This is a genomic window from Bradyrhizobium sp. SZCCHNR1098 (assembly GCF_032489375.1).
Classification (GTDB): domain Bacteria; phylum Pseudomonadota; class Alphaproteobacteria; order Rhizobiales; family Xanthobacteraceae; genus Bradyrhizobium.
In genome coordinates this window covers 814,376-832,991 of record NZ_JAUEXY010000001.1, presented here as the reverse complement: position 1 = coordinate 832,991, position 18,616 = coordinate 814,376, and the positions used below count along the sequence as shown (strand labels likewise).

Below are 18,616 nucleotides of genomic sequence, written 5' to 3'. Positions count from 1 at the left end.
TCTTAGGGTATTATTGTACCGTGACCCAGCGCGACCGCGGTGGTCATGCGTCACGGCATGCCGCAGGCGCCACTGCTGCCAACGGGCGCAGCCCCGACGACGCCAGCTGAGCTAGTCCAGTCCGCGCTCGCGACTCAGGCGCACCATCTCGTCGATGAAGATCTGCTTCTGCTTGTCGTCGAGGCTGGTGAACAGCGGTTCCGACGTGTCGGCCACCGCGCGCTGGTCGGCGGCACGATCGACCAGGAACTGAGCCTCGTTGCGCATCTGCTCGACGATGTCATCCGGCGGATCGCGCTTCGACCGCGCGATGCGCAGCTCGAGTCGATCCGCGCCGTTGCGGCCGAGCGCGTGCATCGCGTCGGCGAATGGACCCCAGTTCTTCGCCTGCTCTTCCGTCAGGTTCAGCCCGGTCTTCAGGCGCTCGATATTGCTGTCGCTGTTGGCGACGATCTGTTCGGCCGTGAGTTGCGGGACGCCCGGCTGCGTCAACATCGGCGTCGCCTTGGCGACCTTGCTCGTCTTCGTCGCCTTGGAAGGCTTCGCCTTCCTGCCCTCGGCCGGCGGTGCCTCGGGCTGCGTACTCTGCTGGCCGCTGTTGCCGGTGAACGCCCCGGTCACGCCGGTGACCACGCCGACGACACCGCCGATCGCGCCGCCGAGCACACCGCCGACCGGCCCCGCCGCCTTGTTGCCTTCGCGCGCGCCCTGCTCGACGCCCTTGAACAGGCCCTGCGCGCCAAGCTGACGCGGCAGGCCCGCGAGGCCGATGAGGCCTATTGACACTCCTATTGCGATGCACCGGAGAGACCGGCGCCAAATGCCGGCGGGGCTCGTCATCATCAGTTCAGGCTCCGTGCAACACGTCCGACCGTCGCGCGCAGTCGCTGGTCGTGACGGCCATGATTCCAACGAATTCTATCGTTGCCGCAACGCGCAAGTCCATCGGCCGCATGCAGTGCGATGCATCGAACGCGTTCGGCTAGACTGATTCCTGCTCTGCCGGGGACGCGCCTTGCACTGCAGCGCTCAGCGCTGCGATGCAATCAGTTACGGACCTGCGACGAATTGTGCCCGCCATTAGTTCAAGGATTCGCCTCACCTGCTTTCTCGACAGCCGCTCGCAATTCTGCTCTGATTGCACCCAAGCGAAATCCATGCGCGCATGACGCGACGCAACAACTAACAAATCGGATTCGCATTGACAGAATGCTTGGCTCACCAGGGAGGGAACGCCATGTCACGGAGGAAGCTGAACCGTCGACAATTCGTTGCTGCGACCGCTGCCACCTCGGCGGTCATGATTGCCGCGCCCTATGTGCGCGGTGCCTACGCCGCCGGCAAGCTCTCGATAGGCTTCTGGGACCATTGGGTTCCGGGCGCCAACCAGGCCTCGACCGATCTCGTCAACGAGTGGGCCGCCAAGGAGAAGGTCGAGGTCCAGATCGACTACATCACCAGCCAGGGCAAGAAGATCGAGCTGACGATCGCCGCCGAGGGCGCCGCGAAGTCCGGCCACGATCTGATCGCCATGCCGACCTGGTGGCCGCATGCGCATGCCGAACTGCTGGAGCCGGTCAACGACATCATGGGGCCGATCATCCAGGAGAATGGCGAGGTCAACGGCACCGTCAAATATCTCGGACAGTCCGGCAGCAAATGGCTCGCCGTGCCGGCCTGCGTCGGCAGTCAGATCAAGGGCCCCTGCACCCGCATCGATCTCATGAAGAAGCATGCGGGCATCGACGTGCAGGAGCTGTATCCGGCCGGCTCTCCACCGAAGGCCGACAGCTGGACCACAGAGACCTTCCTGAAAGCGGCGGAGGCCTGCCAGAAGGCTGGCGTGCCGTTCGGCATCGGGCTTGGCGAAACCACCGATAGCGTGGACTCCGCCGGCGCGTTCTTCCAGGCGTATGGCGCCGAGCTGGTGAATGCCAAGGGCGATGTCACGGTGAAGACGGATGCCGTGCGCCAGGCGCTCGAGTTCTACAAGCGGCTGATCGCGGCACTGCCGCCGGATGTCGCCTCATGGGACGACGCATCGAACAACAAATGGCTGGTCTCGGGCAAGGGCGCGATGATCATGAATCCGCCGAGCGCCTGGGCGGTGGCCAAGCGCGACGCGCCGCAGATTGCCGAGCAGTGCTGGACCCACGGCTTCCCGGTCGGCCCCAAGGGCCGCTTCGCGCCGTTCCTGCCCTACTTCTGGAGCATCTGGTCGTTCTCCAAGAACAAGGAGGCGGCCAAGAGCCTGATCGTGCACTTGTCGAAGCCGTCATCGATCGAGAAGATGGTGGTGGCGAGCGGCGGCTACGATCTGCCGGCCTATCAGAAGCTGACGACGCTCAAGGTGTGGCAGGAGGAGGGCCCGCCGAAGGGGACGCTCTATCACTATCCCAACCCCTATAATCACCAGACGCTGTCGATCGCAGCCTCCCCTGCTCCGCCCAAGATCGCGCAGCAGATCTATGCGCAGGCAACGATGACCAAGATGTGCCTGCGCTACGCCCAGGGCGAGAAGATGGAATCGACCCTCGCCTGGGCCGAAGGCGAGTGCGAAGGCTTCATGCGCAGCTGAGGCATGTTGAAGCAACGCCGGCGGTCCGCTTCAGCAGGCGGGCCGCCTCCTTTCACCTTGTCAGTGTTCCCCATCCAGTGAGGACCCCGCCGTCGCGGGGGACATCACGAGGAGCCTTTTTTCATGGTTGATGCCGCCATCGGTGAAAACGCCGTCGCCCGCCCTCGCGCGGCCCGCCGCAATGGTCTGCACAGGGCGTTGAAGCGGAAATCGACCGCCGCTTTCCTGATGACGCTGCCGCTGATCCTGCTGATCGTGCTCCTCGTCGTCTATCCCGCCCTGTATTCGGTGCATCTGGCGACGCTGAACAAGTCGATGCAGCGCTTCGTCGGTTTCGGCAATTTCGAGTTCCTGTTCAAGCGCGACACGTTCTGGCTGGTCGTCAAGCAGTCCTGCATCTTCGCGATCACCGCCGTCGTGTTCAAGGCGCTGATCGGCTTCATCGTCGCGCATTTCGTGCACAACATCCCCGCCAAGGGGCAGCGCAAATGGCGCGGCATGCTGCTGGTACCCTGGGTGATCCCGCCGGCGATGAGCACGCTGGCCTGGCTGTGGCTGTTCGACCCGTCCTACAGCGCCTTCAACTACACGCTCGCCTTCTTCGGCATCGGCCCGATCCCGTGGACCGGCGATGCCGCCTGGGCGCGATTCTCGGTGATCCTGGTCAACATCTGGTACGGCGCGCCGTTCTTCATGATCATGTACCTGGCATCGCTGAAATCGGTTCCCGAGCAGCTCTATGAAGCCGCGGCGATCGACGGCGCCAATTGGTGGCAACGCATCTGGTACGTGACGCTGCCGATGATGCGCAACATCATCGCCATCACGACGCTGTTCTCGCTGATCGTAACGTTCGCCAATTTCGACATCGTCCGCATCCTCACCGCCGGCGGCCCGCTCGACAAGACGCACATCTTCGCGACCTGGGCGTTCCGCGTCGGCATCGAGGGCAGTGACATTCCGCTCGGCGCCAGCGTCTCGCTGTTCATGGTGCCGATCCTGGCGGTGGCCGCCATCTTCATCCTGCGCGACGTCAACAAGCGGGGGAACGAATCCTGATGAGCACCGTCACGATCGACAAGGCCGGCCCGACCCGCAATGTCAAATACGGCTCGATGAGCCGCGACCGCGCCTGGGCGCTGCGCTGGTCGTATTTCTTCCTGACGCTGTTCGCGATCTTCTCGCTGGTGCCGCCGCTCTACATGCTGATCACCTCGCTGAAGGGCAGCGCGGAGATCTCCGCGGCGACCAATCCGTGGTGGGTGTTCCACCCGACGCTGGAGAACTATCTCGAGCTGCTGACCTCGAACCAGTTCATGCGCTTCTTCTTCAACTCGGCCATGGTCTCGATCGTCGTCGTGATCATCACCATGCTGATCAGCATCCCCGCGGCGTTCGCGCTGTCGCGGATGAAATTCTGGGGCTCGGCCACGCTCGCGACCGGCGTGTTCCTGACTTACCTGATTCCGGACAGCCTGTTGTTCATTCCGCTGTTCAAGATGTTCGCGCTGATCGGCGACGTCACGGGCATCCAATTGATCAACCGCTGGTACGTGCTGCTGTTCATCTATCCGACGCTGACGGTGCCGTTCTGCACCTGGATCATGATCGGCTATTTCGCGTCGATCCCGAAGGAGCTCGACGAAGCCGCCATCATCGACGGCGCCTCCTGGCTGCAGACGCTGACGCGGATCTTCATTCCCGTCGCCCTGCCCGGCCTGATCGCCGCGACGATCTTTGCCTTCACCGTCTCCTGGGCGCAGTTCCTGTATCCGCTGGTGTTCACGACCTCGACCGACCAACTGGTGCTGCCGGTCGGCATCGTCACGAGCCTGATCAAGGGCGACGTCTTCAACTGGGGACAGATCATGACCGGCGCGCTGCTTGGCGCGGCGCCGCCGCTGATCATCTACGCGTTCCTGATGGATTATTACATTGCCGGACTCACGGCCGGCGCGACCAAGGGCTGATGACGGGGGTTGACCACACATGGCTGAAGTGAGCTTGCGCAAGGTCGTGAAGCGTTATGACGACGTCGAGGCGGTCAGGGGCATCGATCTCGATATCGCCGACCACGAGTTCGTCGTGCTGGTCGGCCCGTCCGGCTGCGGCAAGTCGACGACATTGCGGATGATCGCAGGGCTCGAGGACATCTCCGACGGAGACATCACCATCGGCGGCGACGTCGTCAACGACGTCCCCCCGAAGGACCGCGACATCGCGATGGTGTTCCAGAACTACGCGCTCTACCCGCACATGACGGTGGCCGAGAACATGTCGTTCGGGCTGCGTCTGAAGCACTATCCGAAGGCCGAGATCAAGAGCCGCGTGGCGGAGGCCGCGCGCATGCTGGATATCGCCGACCTCGTCGACCGCAAGCCCAAGCAGCTCTCCGGCGGCCAGCGCCAGCGCGTGGCGATGGGCCGCGCGATCGTGCGCAATCCCAAGGTCTTCCTGTTCGACGAGCCGCTGTCAAACCTCGACGCCAAGCTGCGCGTGCAGATGCGCATCGAGATCAAGAAGGTGCACCAGAAGGTCCGCACCACGACGGTCTACGTCACCCACGACCAGGTCGAGGCGATGACCCTGGCCGACCGTGTCGTGGTCATGAACAAGGGCCGCATCGAGCAGATCGGCACGCCGAACGAGCTGTACCACAATCCAGCGACACGCTTCGTCGCCGGCTTCATCGGCTCGCCCGCGATGAACTTCGTGCCGTGCCGGCTCGAGGAGGCCAATGGCCGGCTCCACATCCGCCTCACCGACCGCATCGCCTTTCCGCTGCCGCCGGCGCGCGCCGCGCGCTATCAATCCGTGTCACGAAATGAGCCGCTGCTGCTCGGCATCAGGCCGGAGCACATCACCGAGACCAAGCCGCATGCGGAGCCTGGGATTGAGCCGTTCGAGGCGCTGCTCGACGTCACCGAGCCGATGGGCATGGAGACGCTGGTCTACTTCACCCTCAACGAGACGCCGGTCTGCGGGCGGGTGAACCCCAACGCCGGCGCGCGGGATGGCAGCCCTCTGCGCATGGCAATGGACCTCAACAACATGCACCTGCTAAACGAGGCGACCGGGCTCGTGATCTGACGAGCACAAGAAGCTTCAAGGGCAGGATATGACCACCAGGACGGCAACCAACAAGAACAAGATCCTCGTCACGGAATCCTTCTCGGCCAAGGGACGCGCGCTGCTCGCGGCGCGCGACGACGTCGAGATGATCGAGTTCCCCAACATGATCTCGGCGGCGGACTTTTCTGCGCTGCTCACCTCCCATGCCCCGGTGCATGGCGTCGCCCTCGGTGCGACCCGGTTCGGCGAGCCGGAGCTCGTCGCTGCCGGCGACATGAAGGTCGTGACCCGGATCGGCGTCGGCTTCGACGCGGTCGACGTGCCGGCGCTGAGCCGCCACAAGGTGCCCTTGATGGTCGCGGGCACCGCGAATTCGCCGTCGGTCGCCGAGCAAGCGCTGTTCATGATGCTGACGCTGGCCAAGCGCGCCAACGAGATGCATGCGATGGTCAGGGACGGCACCTGGGGCGCGCGGCTCGGTGTGCTGCCGTTCGATCTGTACGGCAAGACCGTGCTGATCATCGGCTTCGGCCGCATCGGCACCCGCACCGCCAAGCGCTGCCTGGCGATGGAGATGCAGGTCCTGGTCTACGACCCCTACAAGCCGGCCGCCGACATCACCGCCGCCGGCTGCGAGCCGGTGACCGACCTCGACGCCGCGCTGCCGCGCGCCGATTTCGTCAGCATCCACTGCCCGAAGACGCCGGAGACCATCGGCCTGTTCAATGCCGCGCGTCTGCGGCTGATGAAGCCTTCCGCCTATCTGATCAACACCGCGCGCGGTGGCCTGATCGACGAGGCCGCGCTGTACGACGCGCTGCTGTCCGGCCGCCTCGCCGGCGCCGGCCTCGACGTGTTCGAGCAGGAGCCGCCGCCGGTCGGCCACGCGCTGCATGCGCTACCCAACGTGATCATGGCGCCGCACGTCGCCGGCGTTACCCGCGAGGCCGTCGACCGTATGAGCGAGCAGACCGCGCGCAACATCCTGAGTGTGCTCGACGGCGATCCGATCCGGCAGAACGTGATCAATCAGGACGTGCTCTGAGTCGCGAGCTGGTACCGTCCTCGGACTGACCCATGCTCAGTTCTCACGAATAATCATGGCCGGGCTCCGTCCCGGCCATCCATTTTTGGAGAACGGGCCGGCTGAGTCGAGCGTCCTCCTGCACTCCTCGAGATCCTCATCCACCGCTTTGTTGCCCAAATTTGAACGCATTATTGCATCTCGCCCAGATTTCGCTACAACTATAGCTATTGGCGTCGGCGTTTGCGCGCGTCAGTAGGAACAGAGGCGATCATGAGTGTTGCGACGGAGCACGCGCTCGCAACGATAGCGAGCATCCTCGACAAGCCGGAGTCTGCGAAGCGTGACGACCGGGCGGCCGCGCCTGCTCCCAACTCTCCCGCCAAGAAGGCCGCAGGCACGGTGGTCTCGTTCGATCAGGCCGACGGCTACACCAAGATCGGTCCCGGCCCGATCTCTGCGATCCGCTTCCGCTGGACCGCGCGGCGCGGCGAAGACGGCTACTACGTCGACGAGACCGTCGGGCCGACCTCGATCGCCGTCAGCAGCGGCCCGATGACGGCCGAAGCCGCCATCGACATGGTCGACACCCGTGCGCACGAGGCGGCAGAGCGCTTCGAGGCGCTGAAGAACGAGATGACCGGCAATGGTGCGTTTGCTCCGGTGGAACCCAGCCGGACCTAGCGCTCGGTCGCCTCGCATCGTTGAATGATGTGCGGCATTGCCTGGTGGACCTGCAGGCTCGACCGCCGGCGGCGGCCGTAAGCCGCTCCGAACGGTACGACAGCCGCCCCCTGCCCCTCGTCCCGCGACACCGCTTCGTATAAGAAGAACCTCGTCCCACTCAAGCCGAGGTGTCGCATCATGGGGTTCTTCGATCGTCCGCTGTCCGTCCTGACTGGGCTCGTCCTCGTCTGCAGCCTTGCCGTGCCGGCGGCCGCCGAGCAGGCCTCGCGCCTCGACGAGATCATGCAGCGCGGTAGCTTGCGGGTCGGCATGACCGGCGACTACAAGCCCTTCACCTATCTCGACAAGGCGACCGGCAAATTCTCCGGCTTCGACGTCGACATGGCCGAGTCGCTCGGCAAGGCGCTCGGCGTCAAGGTCGAGTTCGTGCCGACCAGCTGGCCGCAACTGATGAAGGATTTCGAGGCCGACAAGTTCGACGTCGCCATGGGCGGCGTGTCGATCACGCTCGACCGCCAGAAGAAGGGCTACTTCTCGACCGCGATCATGCGCGAGGGCAAGACGCCGATCGCTCGCTGCTCGGACACGTCGAAATACCAGACGCTGGCCGACATCGACAGACCGGGCACCCGCGTCGTCGTCAACCCGGGCGGCACCAACGAGCGCTTCGCCCGCGCTAACATCAAGTCCGCCGACATCCGCGTCCACACCGACAACGTCACCATCTTCGACGAGATCGCCAAGGGCGACGCCGACTTGATGATGACCGATGCCTCCGAGACGCGCTATCAGCAGAAGCTGCATCCCGGCGTGCTCTGCGCCATCCACCCGGAGAAGCCGTTCGACTTCTCCGAGAAGGCCTACTGGCTGCAGCGCGACGTCGCCCTGAAGGCGTTCGTGGATCAGTGGCTGCACATCTCGACCGAGAACGGCAGCTACCAGGCGATCTACAAGAATTGGTTTGATTGACGTTGGCATGTGCCCCGCGCGACTCCTGTCGGAACCATCGCTTCAAACCGGGCGCGCGCCGGAATGGCAGGAATTCACCAGACTTTCGGTCGTCATGCCCGGCTCGCCCGGGCATTCACACCCGCTTGCGGAATCTACCCCATGGGGGTATATCGGGGTCGATGACGTCGACCCTGGCAGCCATCGCGTCCGCGATGGCGCAGTTTGACCCGTCTCAAGGACTGCCTCCGGAAGCGCAGTAGGGTATGCTGCGGCCAAGGCAAACTCGGATCCTGATGCGGCTTGTTCGGACCATCCTAGCGTTCGCGATCGCCCTCTCGCTGGCGATGCTGCCGATTGGCGCATCGACGGCGGCGGTCGCAATGTCGTCGAACGACATGCAGGCAAGCATGGCCATGGGCGATGGCGCCGACATGTCGATGGACGAGTGCTGTCCTGACGACATGAAGGGGACGAGTTCCCCATCACACGGCGACAAATGTGGGATGGGTTTCTGCTGCGCCGGCGGAGCGGTTGCGCTCGGCGATATCAGGACCATCGTCGTCGCTCCACTCGCTATCGCGGCGACCACGCTGGCACTTCCCGCCGACCAGGTGGCCTCCCTCGATAGCGGCAGTCCTCCTTTCCGGCCTCCTCGAGTCTGATCTCGTACCGACGCGCGCATGCCTGCGCGCCGACCGCTGACGTGCGCGCCATCGGCGCCACGGCCGAGATCCATTCATGAGGACAGGACCATGCTTTCCAGACTCAGCATCGCGGCGTTCGCCGCCACCCTTTCGCTTGCCACATCAGCCGCACTGGCAGGCGTGACTGACTACACGTTCGAGCCGGTCACTCCGGAGATGAAGAAAGGCGACGATGTCACGGTCGCCATTCGTCTCACCAACAAGCAGACCGGCAAGCCGGTCGCCGACGCGGTCATCTTCAAGACGCGCGTCGACATGGCTCCCGACGGGATGGCCGACATGGTGTCGGACGTGGCGCCGCTGCCGTCGAAGGAACCGGGCGTCTACGCCTTCAAGACCGACCTGCCGATGGCCGGGCGCTACCAGGTCACGCTGTCCGCCAAGGTGCAGGGCGAGCCTGAGACGGTCACCGGCAAGGTCATCGTCAAGGCGACGAAGTGAGCTCGCGGGGCGCTCCCGACGAGCGCCCCAGTCTCCCAACGGATAGCGCGCGCCCAGCGCGCCTCACGGTGATGCCATGAACACGTTGCGTCTGCTCGCGACCATTGCGGTCGGTGCTGGCCTCGGCTTGGGTGGGCTCGTATCCATCCAGACCACGCCTCCGTCGTTTCGCGCCCCTCTTGCCGCCGCCGCGGCGGATCGGATGCCGCTGTACTATCGCGACCCAAGCGGTGCCCCCGCTTGGTCGGCGACCCCCAGGAAGGACGATCGCGGGCACGACTATCTGCCCGTCTATGACGACGATCAAGCGGCGCCGGAGCCGGCCAAGCCGAAGCAGCTGGCGGACTCCTCACGCAAGATTCTCTACTACCGCAATCCGATGGGCCTGCCGGACACGTCTCCCACTCCGAAGAAGGACCCGATGGGAATGGACTACGTTCCCGTCTACGACGGCGACGAGGCCGACGACGGCGTGGTGAAGCTGTCGCCCGGCAAGATCCAGCGCAGCGGCGTGAAGTCAACGCCGGTCGAGCGGCGCACGCTCCACGTCGCGGTGAAGGCGCCGGGCACCATCCAGCTCGACGAGCGGCGCATCTCCGTGATCGCGATGCGCGCCGAAAGCTTCGTGCAGAAGGTCGCCGACGTGACGACCGGCACGCGCGTCAGAGCGGGCCAGCCGCTGATGGAGATCTATAGCTCGGCGATCGCGGCGGCCGCCGCCGAATATCTCTCCACCATCAATTCCAACATCGTCGGCGGCAATGCCGCCTATGGCCGCGGCTCGCGCCAGCGGCTGACCAATCTGGACGTGCCGGAGCCGGTCATCGCGGCCATGGAGAAGTCGCACACCGCCCCCGTGACGGTGCAATGGTCGGCACCGCGCGACGGCATCGTGCTCGAGCGCAATGCGATCGAAGGCATGCGGGCCAATCCGGGCGACGTACTGTTCCGCATCGCCGACATCTCGCTGGTCTGGGCCCTGGTCGACGTCGCCGAACGCGATCTCGGCAGCATCGCGGTGGGTCAGCCCGTGATGATCCGCGCGCGCAGCTTCCCGGGGCGAACCTTCGCTGGCGCGATCGCGGTGATCTATCCCCAGGTGAACAAGGACACGCGGACGGCGCGGGTGCGGATCGAGCTCGCGAATCCGGACCTCGCGCTGCTGCCTGACATGTATGTCGATGCCGAGATCGAGACCGCAGCCCCGGCGCCGGTGCTGGCTGTGCCGGCGGATGCCGTGCTCGACACCGGCAGTCGCCAGGCGGTCCTGATCGACAAGGGCGACGGCCGCTACGAGCCGCGCGCCGTCAAGCTCGGCCGCCACGGCGCCGGCTATGTCGAGGTGCGGGACGGTCTGTCGGAGGGCGAGGCGGTCGTCACGTCAGCCAACTTCCTGATCGATGCCGAGAGCAACCTCAAGGCCGCGTTGAAGAGCTTTGCCGAAGCAGCTGAACAGCAGCCCGCCAACGCCGATCACGCCGGGATGGGAGCGCACAAATGATCGCCCGCATCATCGCCTGGTCCGCGCGCAATCTCCTGCTGGTCCTGTTCGGCACCAGCTTCGCCGCAGCCGCCGGCTTCTACGCGCTCATTCATCTGCCGCTCGACGCGATCCCCGATCTGTCGGATACACAGGTCATCGTCTACACCGAATATCCCGGTCAGGCGCCGCAGGTGATCGAGGATCAGGTCACCTATCCGCTGACCACGGCCATGCTCACGGTGCCGAAGTCGAAGGTCGTGCGCGGCTTCTCGTTCTTCGGCGTCTCGTTCGTCTACGTCATCTTCGAGGACGGCACCGACATCTATTGGGCGCGCTCGCGCGTGATGGAATTCCTGAACAGCGCAGCGTCGCGGCTGCCGGCCGGAATTGCACCCACGATCGGCCCCGACGCGACCGGCGTTGGCTGGGTCTATCAATACGCCGTCATGTCGAAGGAGCTGAACCTCGCCGACGCCCGCACGGTCCAGGACTGGACCCTCAAATTCGCATTGGCCAAGGCCGAAGGCGTCGCGGAGGTCGCGAGCATCGGCGGCTTCGTCAAGCAGTACAACGTCGTTCTCGATCCGCAGCGGATGCGCGATCGCGGCGTCAGCATGCAGAAGATCCGCGATGCGATCCGTGCCAGCAATGCCGATGTCGGCGGCCGCACCGTCGAGCTCTCGGAGTTCGAATACGTCATCCGCGGCAAGGGCTACATCAAGAGCATCAACGACCTCGGCAACATCGTGCTGAAGACGTCCGGCGGCACGCCGGTGCTGCTGCGCGACGTCGCAACCGTCGAGCTCGGTCCGGACGAGCGGCGCGGCATTGCCGAGCTCAACGGCGAGGGCGAAGTCGCCAGCGGCATCGTGCTGCAGCGCTTTGGCGTCAACGCGCTCGATGTCATCGAGAACGTCAAGAAGCGCCTGCATGAGATCGCGAGCAGTCTGCCAAAATCGGTCGAGATCGTTCCGGTCTACGACCGCTCGAACCTGATCTATGCCGCCATAGCCACGCTCAAGCACACCCTGCTCGAGGAGAGCATCGTCGTCGCCCTCGTCTGCGTCGTCTTCCTGCTGCACGTCCGCAGCGCCCTGGTCGCGATCCTGATGCTCCCGGTCGGCGTGCTCATGGCGTTCGGCGCGATGAAACTGCTCGGGCTCGGCTCGAACATCATGAGCCTGGGCGGCATCGCGATTGCGATCGGCGCCATGGTCGATGCCGCGATCGTCATGATCGAGAACGCCCACAAGCACCTCGAGCGTGCCAAGCCCGAGCAATCGCGTGTGCAAATCCTGATCGACGCGGCCGCGGAGGTCGGCCCTGCCCTGTTCTTCAGCCTCCTGATCATCACCGTGTCGTTCATGCCGATCTTCACGCTGGAGTCGCAGGAAGGCCGGCTGTTCAGCCCGCTCGCCTTCACCAAGACGTTCGCGATGGCGGCGGCCGCGCTGCTGTCGGTCACGCTGGTGCCGGCGCTGATGGTGATCTTCGTGCGCGGCAGAATCATTCCCGAGCGCCGCAACGTCATCAACCGCTTGCTGATCTGGATCTACCGGCCCGTCATCAAGGGCGTGCTGCGGGCCAAGACGATCGTGATCCTTGCCGCGGTCGCGGTGCTGGCGATCTCCATCTGGCCGGCGCGCCAGCTCGGCACCGAGTTCATGCCCAGCTTGAACGAGGGCACGCTGCTCTATATGCCCACGACCCTGCCCGGCATCTCCGTGACCAAGGCCGCGGAGCTGATGCAGATGCAGGACCGCATCATCAAATCGTTCCCGGAGGTCGCTTCGGTCTACGGCAAGGCCGGGCGGGCGGCGACCGCAACCGATCCCGCGCCGATCGAGATGTTCGAGACGGTCGTCAACCTCACGCCGAGGGATCAATGGCGCCCTGGCGTCACGATCGACAGCCTGATCGCCGAGATGGACAAGGCGCTGCAATTCCCCGGCGTTTCCAACGCCTGGACGATGCCGATCAAGGCCCGCATCGACATGCTCTCGACCGGCATCCGCACGCCGATCGGCGTGAAGGTGATGGGCACTGATTTGACCGAGATCGATCGTCTGGCAAAGCAGATCGAACGGGTCATCAAGACCGTCCCCGGAACGTCCTCGGCCTATGCCGAGCGCGGCATCGGCGGCTACTACCTCGAGATCACACCCGACCGCGAGGCGCTCGCCCGTTACGGCCTGCTGGTCCAGGACGTCCAGGATACGATCGCGGCTGCGCTCGGCGGCCAGACGGTCACCACCACGGTGGAGGGCCGCCAGCGCTTCACGGTCAACATGAGGTATCCGCGCGATCTCCGCGACAATCCGAAGGCCATCGCCGACGATGTCCTGGTGCCGATGCCGGCCGGCGGCGCCGTGCCGCTCGGCGAGGTCGCCAGGATCGAGCCGGTCCGGGGACCCACCTCGATCCGGACCGAGAACGGACAGCTTGCAACTTACATCTATGTCGACATCCGCGATCGCGACATCGGCAGCTACGTCGCCGACGCGCAGCGCGCCGTCACCGAGAACATCCAGTTTCCAGCCGGCACTTACGTGGTCTGGAGCGGCCAGTACGAATATCTCCAGCGGGCCGCTGCCCGCCTCAAGATCGTCGTCCCCGTGACGCTCTCCATCATCTTCCTGCTGCTCTATCTGAACTTCAGGGCCATGACGGAGACCCTGATCGTGATGCTGTCGCTGCCGTTCGCGCTGGTGGGCGGCATCTGGATGATGTGGTGGCTCGGCTTCAATCTATCGGTCGCCGTCGCGGTCGGCTTCATTGCACTCGCCGGCGTGGCCGCTGAGACCGGCGTCGTGATGCTGATCTATCTCGACCACGCGCTCGCCGAGATGAAAGCCAGGCGGGCCGCTGAGGGCGCGCCCTTGACCCGGCGCGATCTCCAGGACGCGATCATGGAGGGCGCCGTCGAGCGCGTCCGGCCGAAGATGATGACCGTGGTCGCCATTATGGCGGGTCTGCTTCCGATCATGTGGAGCAATGGTACGGGCTCAGAGATCATGCAGCGCATCGCCGTCCCCATGATCGGCGGCATGATCTCATCGACTCTGCTCACTCTGATCGTGATCCCCGCCATTTTCGGTCTGGTGAAAGGACGCGGCCTGTCATCCGGCAGCACAGCGGCGCGCGGCGCCTCTGGCGATGGATCGGAACCGGTGGCAGAGGCGGCTTGAGCCGAAGCTTCGAGACGGAGGTTAGGTCATCGCCCTGCCGCCAGGCTCGCTTGGACACGTCGACGGGACTTGCGGATCGCGCGCTCGCGGTGGCACGCGAGAACAGCCGTCTTCCAATATGCTGCCTTGGGGGAGCTGCGCGACCTGCGTTGCGCCGACAGCGCCATTGCCTCCCCTCGTCTGGCGCAGGACACGTGCTTGCCGAGTGATTACGCCCATTGCGGCACCCTCGGCATAGGTCTGCTGCCAGCTCATCGCGGCCGCGGAATTGGTCGTGCTCTCATTCGACGGACGATGGACGCCGCGCTTGCCGTCGGCCTCACGCGCATCAAGCTGACCGTGTGCGAGGAGAACATGAATGCGATCGCCTTTTACAAGGACGTCGGCTTCCGAGCCGAAGGGCTGCAACGCTACGCCGTCCGCATCGACGGCCGCTATGAGAACGTGATCTCGACGGCGTTCGTGGTAGCGTGAGTGTAGCATAGTGCGATGATTTCGCTGCTGTGGATGTCTCCGGAGAGCATTATCGCGGGGCTTATACAAGACGGCGGTCGGGGTCTCCATTGGGATACTGCGGATTCCGAGATGAGGCCGCAGCCGGAACCTGACATGGAATGTCCAGCAGGACGCAAAACGCAAAGTCCTGCAGTCATTTCAACGCGAAGACCCCTGTCCAGTCCTTGCGCTAAAAATATTCACCTTTCGTTTTTCCGGAAACTATGATTGACTGCCGCCATCCCACCTCAACGAGAGGGGCGTTGCGCGCGATCGTCACGACACGCGAGGTGGGGAGGCGATGGCCGCGTTTTGCCGCAGCGTGCTTGCACGCGGACGAACGGCACGGCGCGGACGTGAAATCGCAGCGTCCTGACACCCCGATGCTGGTGTCCAGCGCAGTGCGCGCAAGCGCATTGTCGCCATGGTGGCCAACAAGCCCGGCGCACCAGGGAGACTGCGTATAAGCGTTAAGACCGTCGCGCAGGGAATGCCGGATGTTCGGCTGATCCTGTGGTAACTGCCGCCTGCTTTTCTTGTTGCAGGCGGGCCATGGGTGAGGCCCTCACCCGGCATTCCCTGCACCCTCTTCATTCAGAGGGGCGAACTGATGGATCCCTCGGACGCTGGCGCGTCGCGAGAAGGCGACGTCATGTGTGGATCGCTCGCGCGACACATTCGGTGTCGTCCCGGCCTTTGAGCCGGGACCCATACTCACAGGCCGTAGTTTGAGGCACAGCCGGAGATGCAGAGGACGACAACAGCACCGCCGGCGGCTATGGGTCCCGGCTCGAAGGCCGGGACGACAGCGGAATGTGGTGTTGGACCTCGGACCACCGCTACGCGGCGGCGGAAGACGAAACCGCCCTCACCCGTTCCGGTACGTGTAGCTGTAGCCGTTGATCGCCGGAGCACCGCCGAGATGGGCGTAGAGCACCTTCGATCCTTCCGGGAAGTAGCCCTTCTTGACCAGGTCGATCATGCCCTGCATCGACTTGCCCTCATAGACCGGGTCGGTGATCATCGCCTCGGTGCGGGCGGCGAGGCGGATGGCCTCGTTGGTCTCGGCGCTCGGCACGCCATAGGCCGGATAGGCGTAGTCATTCAGGATCACGATCTCGTCGTCGCGGACCTTGCGGCCGAGCTCGACGAGCTCGGCGGTGTTGTCGACGATCTGGCGCACCTGGGTGCGGGTCTGCTCCGGCGTGCCGGAGGCGTCGATGCCGATGACGCGGTCGGCGCGGCCGTCGGCGGCGAAGCCGACGATCATGCCGGCCTGGGTCGAGCCGGTCACGACGCAGACGATGATGTAGTCGAACTTGATGCCCATCTCGGCTTCCTGCGCCCTCACCTCCTCGGCGAAGCCGACATAGCCAAGGCCGCCGAACTTGTGCACGGAGGCGCCGGCCGGAATGCCGTAGGGCTTGCCGCCGGCATCCTTCACCGACTGGATCGCATCCTCCCAGCTCTTGCGGATGCCGATGTCGAATCCATCCGGCACGATTCGGCTGTCGGCGCCCATCAGGCGCGTCATCAGGATGTTGCCGACGCGGTCATAGACGGCGTCCTCGTGCGGCACCCAGCTCTCCTGGACGACGACGCACTTCATGCCGATCTTGGCCGCGGTCGCCGCGACCATGCGGGTGTGGTTGGACTGCACGCCGCCGATCGAGACCAGCGTGTCGGCGTTCGACTCGATCGCGTCGGGCACGATGTATTCGAGCTTGCGCAGCTTGTTGCCGCCCATCGCGAGGCCGGAATTGCAGTCGTCGCGCTTGGCGTAGATCTGCACCTTGCCGCCGAGTGCCGCGGTCAGCCGCGGCAGATGCTCGATCGGGGTGGCACCGAAGGTCAGCGGATACTTCTTGAACTTGTCGAGCCGAAGCACGGGTCTCTCCGTGGGTGGATGAAAGGGCCGCCCCAAACATACAAAATTGCCGGGGAAAGGTGCTCTCTTTATCGTTCCTATGTTTCGTGCTTACGTCCACCAAGCTCGACTTTGGCAAGAGATACGTCCTTAGATGACAATAAATGTGAAAGAACCTTCCACCCCGGATCTCGACCGGGTCGATCGGCGCATTCTGCAATTGCTGCAGAAGGACGGCCGCATGACCAATGCCGACCTGGCCGCAGCCGTCCATGTCAGCCCGGCCACCTGCCATCGCCGCACCCAGCGTCTGTTCGAGGACGGCTACATCAGGAGCGTGCGCGCGCAGATCGCGCCGGAGAAGGTCGAGCGCAGCGCGCTGGTGCTGGTCGGCGTCGTGCTCGACCGTTCAACGCCGGAGAGCTTTCGCACCTTCGAGGCCGCGATCCGAAAGCTGAAATTCGTGCTCGACTGTCATCTCGTGGCCGGCGATTTCGACTTCTTCCTGAAGATCCGCGTCCGCGACATGCACGACTTCAATCGGATGCATGGCGACCAACTGATCTCGCTGCCCGGCGTACGCCAGACGCGCACGTTCTTCGTGATGAAGGAGGTCGTCGACAATGCGCCGCTCGATTTCTGAGCAGGTCGCGCATTGAACCGGGGACGCCGCATCAGCGACTTAACTGCGCGTGAGCTCGCTCACATCAGCAACCGACATCGCGGAGACACGGATGAAGAGGCTGTTGGCTGTTGTGGCTTTGGTTCTGGCCAGCAGTGCCGCCGAGGCGCAGTACGTCATCGAATACGGCGGCAAGACGATCCGCATCGATCCCGACCGCGGCACCGTGCAGATCCCCGGGGTCTACGACAATACCGAGCAGAAGAAGACCAAGCGCACCAAGCGCGATCCGGATCCGGCGGCCAGGCCGCAGCCCGGCGCGGACAAGCCGGCCCAGGCGCCAGCCGAGGCGGCCGTTACGCCGGCCCCGCAGCCGCAGGTTCCGGCCGCCGCGGCCCCAGCCCCTGTTCCTCCCGCACCAGCTCCGACGGCAGCCGTACCGGCGACCCCGCCGGTTGCGCCTGCTCCCGTCCAAGCGGCCCCGGCCGCCAACGCCGCGGCACCGGTTGCGCCGCCAGCCGCTGCGACGGCCGTTGTGGCACCTGCTGCGGCTCCGGCTCCTGCCGCCGCGCCGCCGCCACCGCGCCCAGCCCAGACGCCTGCCGTGACCACCGCAGCCGCGCCGCCCGCTGCGGCGCAGACCGCCGGTCGCGATCCCAACTCGCCGGTCGGCATCTGGTTGACCGAGGAGAAGGAGGGCCAGATCCGCATCGAGCCCTGCGGCACCAATCTCTGCGGCTACGCCGTGGATACGAAGACCAACCAGAACGGCGAGCAGATCCTGATCAACATGCGTCCGAGCGACAAGACGCAGGAAAAGAAGTGGACCGGCCGCATCTTCGATCCGAACAGTGGCAGCACCTACGACTCGACCATTGCGCTGAAGGGAATGGACAGTCTGCGCGTGCAGGGCTGCGCCTTCGGCGGCATGTTCTGCGGTGGCCAGACCTGGACGCGGGTGAACTGAGCGCCGCGCCTGCGGTCCACGCTCTTTCAAATGAAAAGCGCGCGGCCTTGCGACCGCGCGCTCGAACTGATCTCAGGCGCTGCTCGGCCTCAGCCGACCGGGGCGGCATATTCCTCGTCGGTGACGTGCTCCATCCACGTCACGTGCTTGCCATTGAGCGATTCATGCATCGCGACGTGGACCATGCCGGTGGTCGGCGCGGCGCCATGCCAATGCTTCTCGCCCGGCGGAATCCAGACGACGTCGCCGGCCTTGATCTCGCGCACCGGCCCGCCCTTGGCCTGCACGCGGCCGACGCCCTGGATGACATAGAGCGTCTGCCCGAGGGGATGGGTGTGCCAGGCCGTGCGAGCACCCGGCTCGAACGCGACACGCGCCGAGGCGACGCGAGCCGGAGCCTGTGGCGTGATGATCGGATCCTGCCAGACCGTGCCCGTAAAGCTTTCCGCCGCCGCGCGGCGGGTGGGGCGAGAGCCCGCGAGATAGACTTCGACCATTGTTCTACCTTTCCTGAATCTGTGCCGTCGATTGATCGGG

The 18,616-nt window shown here is 64.9% G+C and carries 17 protein-coding genes; 14 read left to right on the top strand and 3 right to left on the bottom strand.

The genetic code is table 11. The features are described 5' to 3' along the window. Positions 1 to 111 precede the first annotated feature (111 nt). A complete protein-coding gene (locus QX135_RS03820; RefSeq protein WP_316178391.1) occupies positions 112 to 840 on the bottom strand; it encodes a Spy/CpxP family protein refolding chaperone in 729 nt (242 codons plus the stop codon). Between the two features lie 397 nt (positions 841 to 1,237). Here QX135_RS03820 and QX135_RS03815 point away from each other — a divergent pair, with 397 nt between their 5' ends. The 12 genes from QX135_RS03815 (at position 1,238) to QX135_RS03760 (ending at position 14,602) form a co-directional block, all read left to right on the top strand. Continuing rightward, positions 1,238 to 2,578 (top strand): ABC transporter substrate-binding protein, encoded by a 1,341-nt coding sequence (locus QX135_RS03815; protein WP_316178270.1) that lies wholly within the window; start codon positions 1,238 to 1,240, stop codon positions 2,576 to 2,578. A gap of 123 nt (positions 2,579 to 2,701) precedes the next feature. Next, a complete protein-coding gene (locus QX135_RS03810) occupies positions 2,702 to 3,637 on the top strand; it encodes a sugar ABC transporter permease (RefSeq protein WP_315737945.1) in 936 nt (311 codons plus the stop codon). Next, the gene (locus tag QX135_RS03805; protein ID WP_315737944.1) at positions 3,637 to 4,548 is read left to right on the top strand and encodes a carbohydrate ABC transporter permease; all 912 of its coding nucleotides are present in this window, start codon (positions 3,637 to 3,639) and stop codon (positions 4,546 to 4,548) included. Before QX135_RS03810 ends, QX135_RS03805 begins: the two co-directional genes overlap by 1 nt. Positions 4,549 to 4,567: 19 nt before the next feature. Continuing rightward, on the top strand, positions 4,568 to 5,668 hold the full coding sequence (locus QX135_RS03800; RefSeq protein ID WP_315737943.1) for a sn-glycerol-3-phosphate ABC transporter ATP-binding protein UgpC: 1,101 nt from the start codon (positions 4,568 to 4,570) through the stop codon (positions 5,666 to 5,668). A 28-nt stretch (positions 5,669 to 5,696) separates the two neighbouring features. Then, positions 5,697 to 6,695, top strand: coding sequence for a hydroxyacid dehydrogenase (locus QX135_RS03795; protein WP_316178272.1), 999 nt, complete (start codon positions 5,697 to 5,699; stop codon positions 6,693 to 6,695). A gap of 252 nt (positions 6,696 to 6,947) precedes the next feature. Further along, positions 6,948 to 7,358, top strand: coding sequence for a hypothetical protein (locus QX135_RS03790; protein WP_316178274.1), 411 nt, complete (start codon positions 6,948 to 6,950; stop codon positions 7,356 to 7,358). Between the two features lie 180 nt (positions 7,359 to 7,538). Beyond that, on the top strand, positions 7,539 to 8,330 hold the full coding sequence (locus QX135_RS03785) for a transporter substrate-binding domain-containing protein (RefSeq protein ID WP_316178275.1): 792 nt from the start codon (positions 7,539 to 7,541) through the stop codon (positions 8,328 to 8,330). 275 nt (positions 8,331 to 8,605) lie between these two features. Continuing rightward, positions 8,606 to 8,974 carry a hypothetical protein gene (locus QX135_RS03780; RefSeq protein ID WP_316178393.1) on the top strand — a complete coding sequence of 123 codons (369 nt, stop codon included), beginning with the start codon at positions 8,606 to 8,608 and terminating at the stop codon, positions 8,972 to 8,974. A gap of 90 nt (positions 8,975 to 9,064) precedes the next feature. Beyond that, complete coding sequence (locus QX135_RS03775; RefSeq protein WP_315779891.1) at positions 9,065 to 9,457, top strand: FixH family protein; 393 nt, start codon at positions 9,065 to 9,067, stop codon at positions 9,455 to 9,457. Between the two features lie 76 nt (positions 9,458 to 9,533). Further along, positions 9,534 to 10,958, top strand: a complete 1,425-nt coding sequence (locus tag QX135_RS03770; RefSeq protein ID WP_315774752.1) for an efflux RND transporter periplasmic adaptor subunit — start codon at positions 9,534 to 9,536, stop codon at positions 10,956 to 10,958. Continuing rightward, the gene (locus QX135_RS03765) at positions 10,955 to 14,128 is read left to right on the top strand and encodes an efflux RND transporter permease subunit (RefSeq protein WP_316178280.1); all 3,174 of its coding nucleotides are present in this window, start codon (positions 10,955 to 10,957) and stop codon (positions 14,126 to 14,128) included. Before QX135_RS03770 ends, QX135_RS03765 begins: the two co-directional genes overlap by 4 nt. Positions 14,129 to 14,254: 126 nt before the next feature. Then, positions 14,255 to 14,602 carry a GNAT family N-acetyltransferase gene (locus QX135_RS03760; RefSeq protein WP_316178282.1) on the top strand — a complete coding sequence of 116 codons (348 nt, stop codon included), beginning with the start codon at positions 14,255 to 14,257 and terminating at the stop codon, positions 14,600 to 14,602. An 889-nt stretch (positions 14,603 to 15,491) separates the two neighbouring features. Here the strand turns inward: QX135_RS03760 and QX135_RS03755 are convergent. After that, positions 15,492 to 16,511 carry a 1-aminocyclopropane-1-carboxylate deaminase gene (locus QX135_RS03755; protein ID WP_315757464.1) on the bottom strand — a complete coding sequence of 340 codons (1,020 nt, stop codon included), beginning with the start codon at positions 16,509 to 16,511 and terminating at the stop codon, positions 15,492 to 15,494. Between the two features lie 145 nt (positions 16,512 to 16,656). Here QX135_RS03755 and QX135_RS03750 point away from each other — a divergent pair, with 145 nt between their 5' ends. After that, entirely contained in the window at positions 16,657 to 17,133 is a 477-nt protein-coding gene (locus QX135_RS03750; protein ID WP_315774749.1) for an Lrp/AsnC family transcriptional regulator, read from the top strand. Between the two features lie 91 nt (positions 17,134 to 17,224). Next, positions 17,225 to 18,079, top strand: a complete 855-nt coding sequence (locus QX135_RS03745) for a DUF2147 domain-containing protein (protein ID WP_315774748.1) — start codon at positions 17,225 to 17,227, stop codon at positions 18,077 to 18,079. Positions 18,080 to 18,168: 89 nt separating this feature from the next. On the opposite strand, the gene QX135_RS03740 is transcribed toward QX135_RS03745, so the two are convergent. Further along, positions 18,169 to 18,576 carry a cupin domain-containing protein gene (locus QX135_RS03740; RefSeq protein ID WP_316178285.1) on the bottom strand — a complete coding sequence of 136 codons (408 nt, stop codon included), beginning with the start codon at positions 18,574 to 18,576 and terminating at the stop codon, positions 18,169 to 18,171. Between the last annotated feature and the right edge of the window lie 40 nt (positions 18,577 to 18,616).

Coding starts and splice junctions, on each gene's coding strand:
- QX135_RS03820 (WP_316178391.1), bottom strand. CDS start 840: ATGACGAGCCCCGCCGGCATTTGGCGCCGGTCTCTCCGGTGCATCGCA.
- QX135_RS03815 (WP_316178270.1), top strand. CDS start 1,238: ATGTCACGGAGGAAGCTGAACCGTCGACAATTCGTTGCTGCGACCGCT.
- QX135_RS03810 (WP_315737945.1), top strand. CDS start 2,702: ATGGTTGATGCCGCCATCGGTGAAAACGCCGTCGCCCGCCCTCGCGCG.
- QX135_RS03805 (WP_315737944.1), top strand. CDS start 3,637: ATGAGCACCGTCACGATCGACAAGGCCGGCCCGACCCGCAATGTCAAA.
- QX135_RS03800 (WP_315737943.1), top strand. CDS start 4,568: ATGGCTGAAGTGAGCTTGCGCAAGGTCGTGAAGCGTTATGACGACGTC.
- QX135_RS03795 (WP_316178272.1), top strand. CDS start 5,697: ATGACCACCAGGACGGCAACCAACAAGAACAAGATCCTCGTCACGGAA.
- QX135_RS03790 (WP_316178274.1), top strand. CDS start 6,948: ATGAGTGTTGCGACGGAGCACGCGCTCGCAACGATAGCGAGCATCCTC.
- QX135_RS03785 (WP_316178275.1), top strand. CDS start 7,539: ATGGGGTTCTTCGATCGTCCGCTGTCCGTCCTGACTGGGCTCGTCCTC.
- QX135_RS03780 (WP_316178393.1), top strand. CDS start 8,606: ATGCGGCTTGTTCGGACCATCCTAGCGTTCGCGATCGCCCTCTCGCTG.
- QX135_RS03775 (WP_315779891.1), top strand. CDS start 9,065: ATGCTTTCCAGACTCAGCATCGCGGCGTTCGCCGCCACCCTTTCGCTT.
- QX135_RS03770 (WP_315774752.1), top strand. CDS start 9,534: ATGAACACGTTGCGTCTGCTCGCGACCATTGCGGTCGGTGCTGGCCTC.
- QX135_RS03765 (WP_316178280.1), top strand. CDS start 10,955: ATGATCGCCCGCATCATCGCCTGGTCCGCGCGCAATCTCCTGCTGGTC.
- QX135_RS03745 (WP_315774748.1), top strand. CDS start 17,225: ATGAAGAGGCTGTTGGCTGTTGTGGCTTTGGTTCTGGCCAGCAGTGCC.
- QX135_RS03740 (WP_316178285.1), bottom strand. CDS start 18,576: ATGGTCGAAGTCTATCTCGCGGGCTCTCGCCCCACCCGCCGCGCGGCG.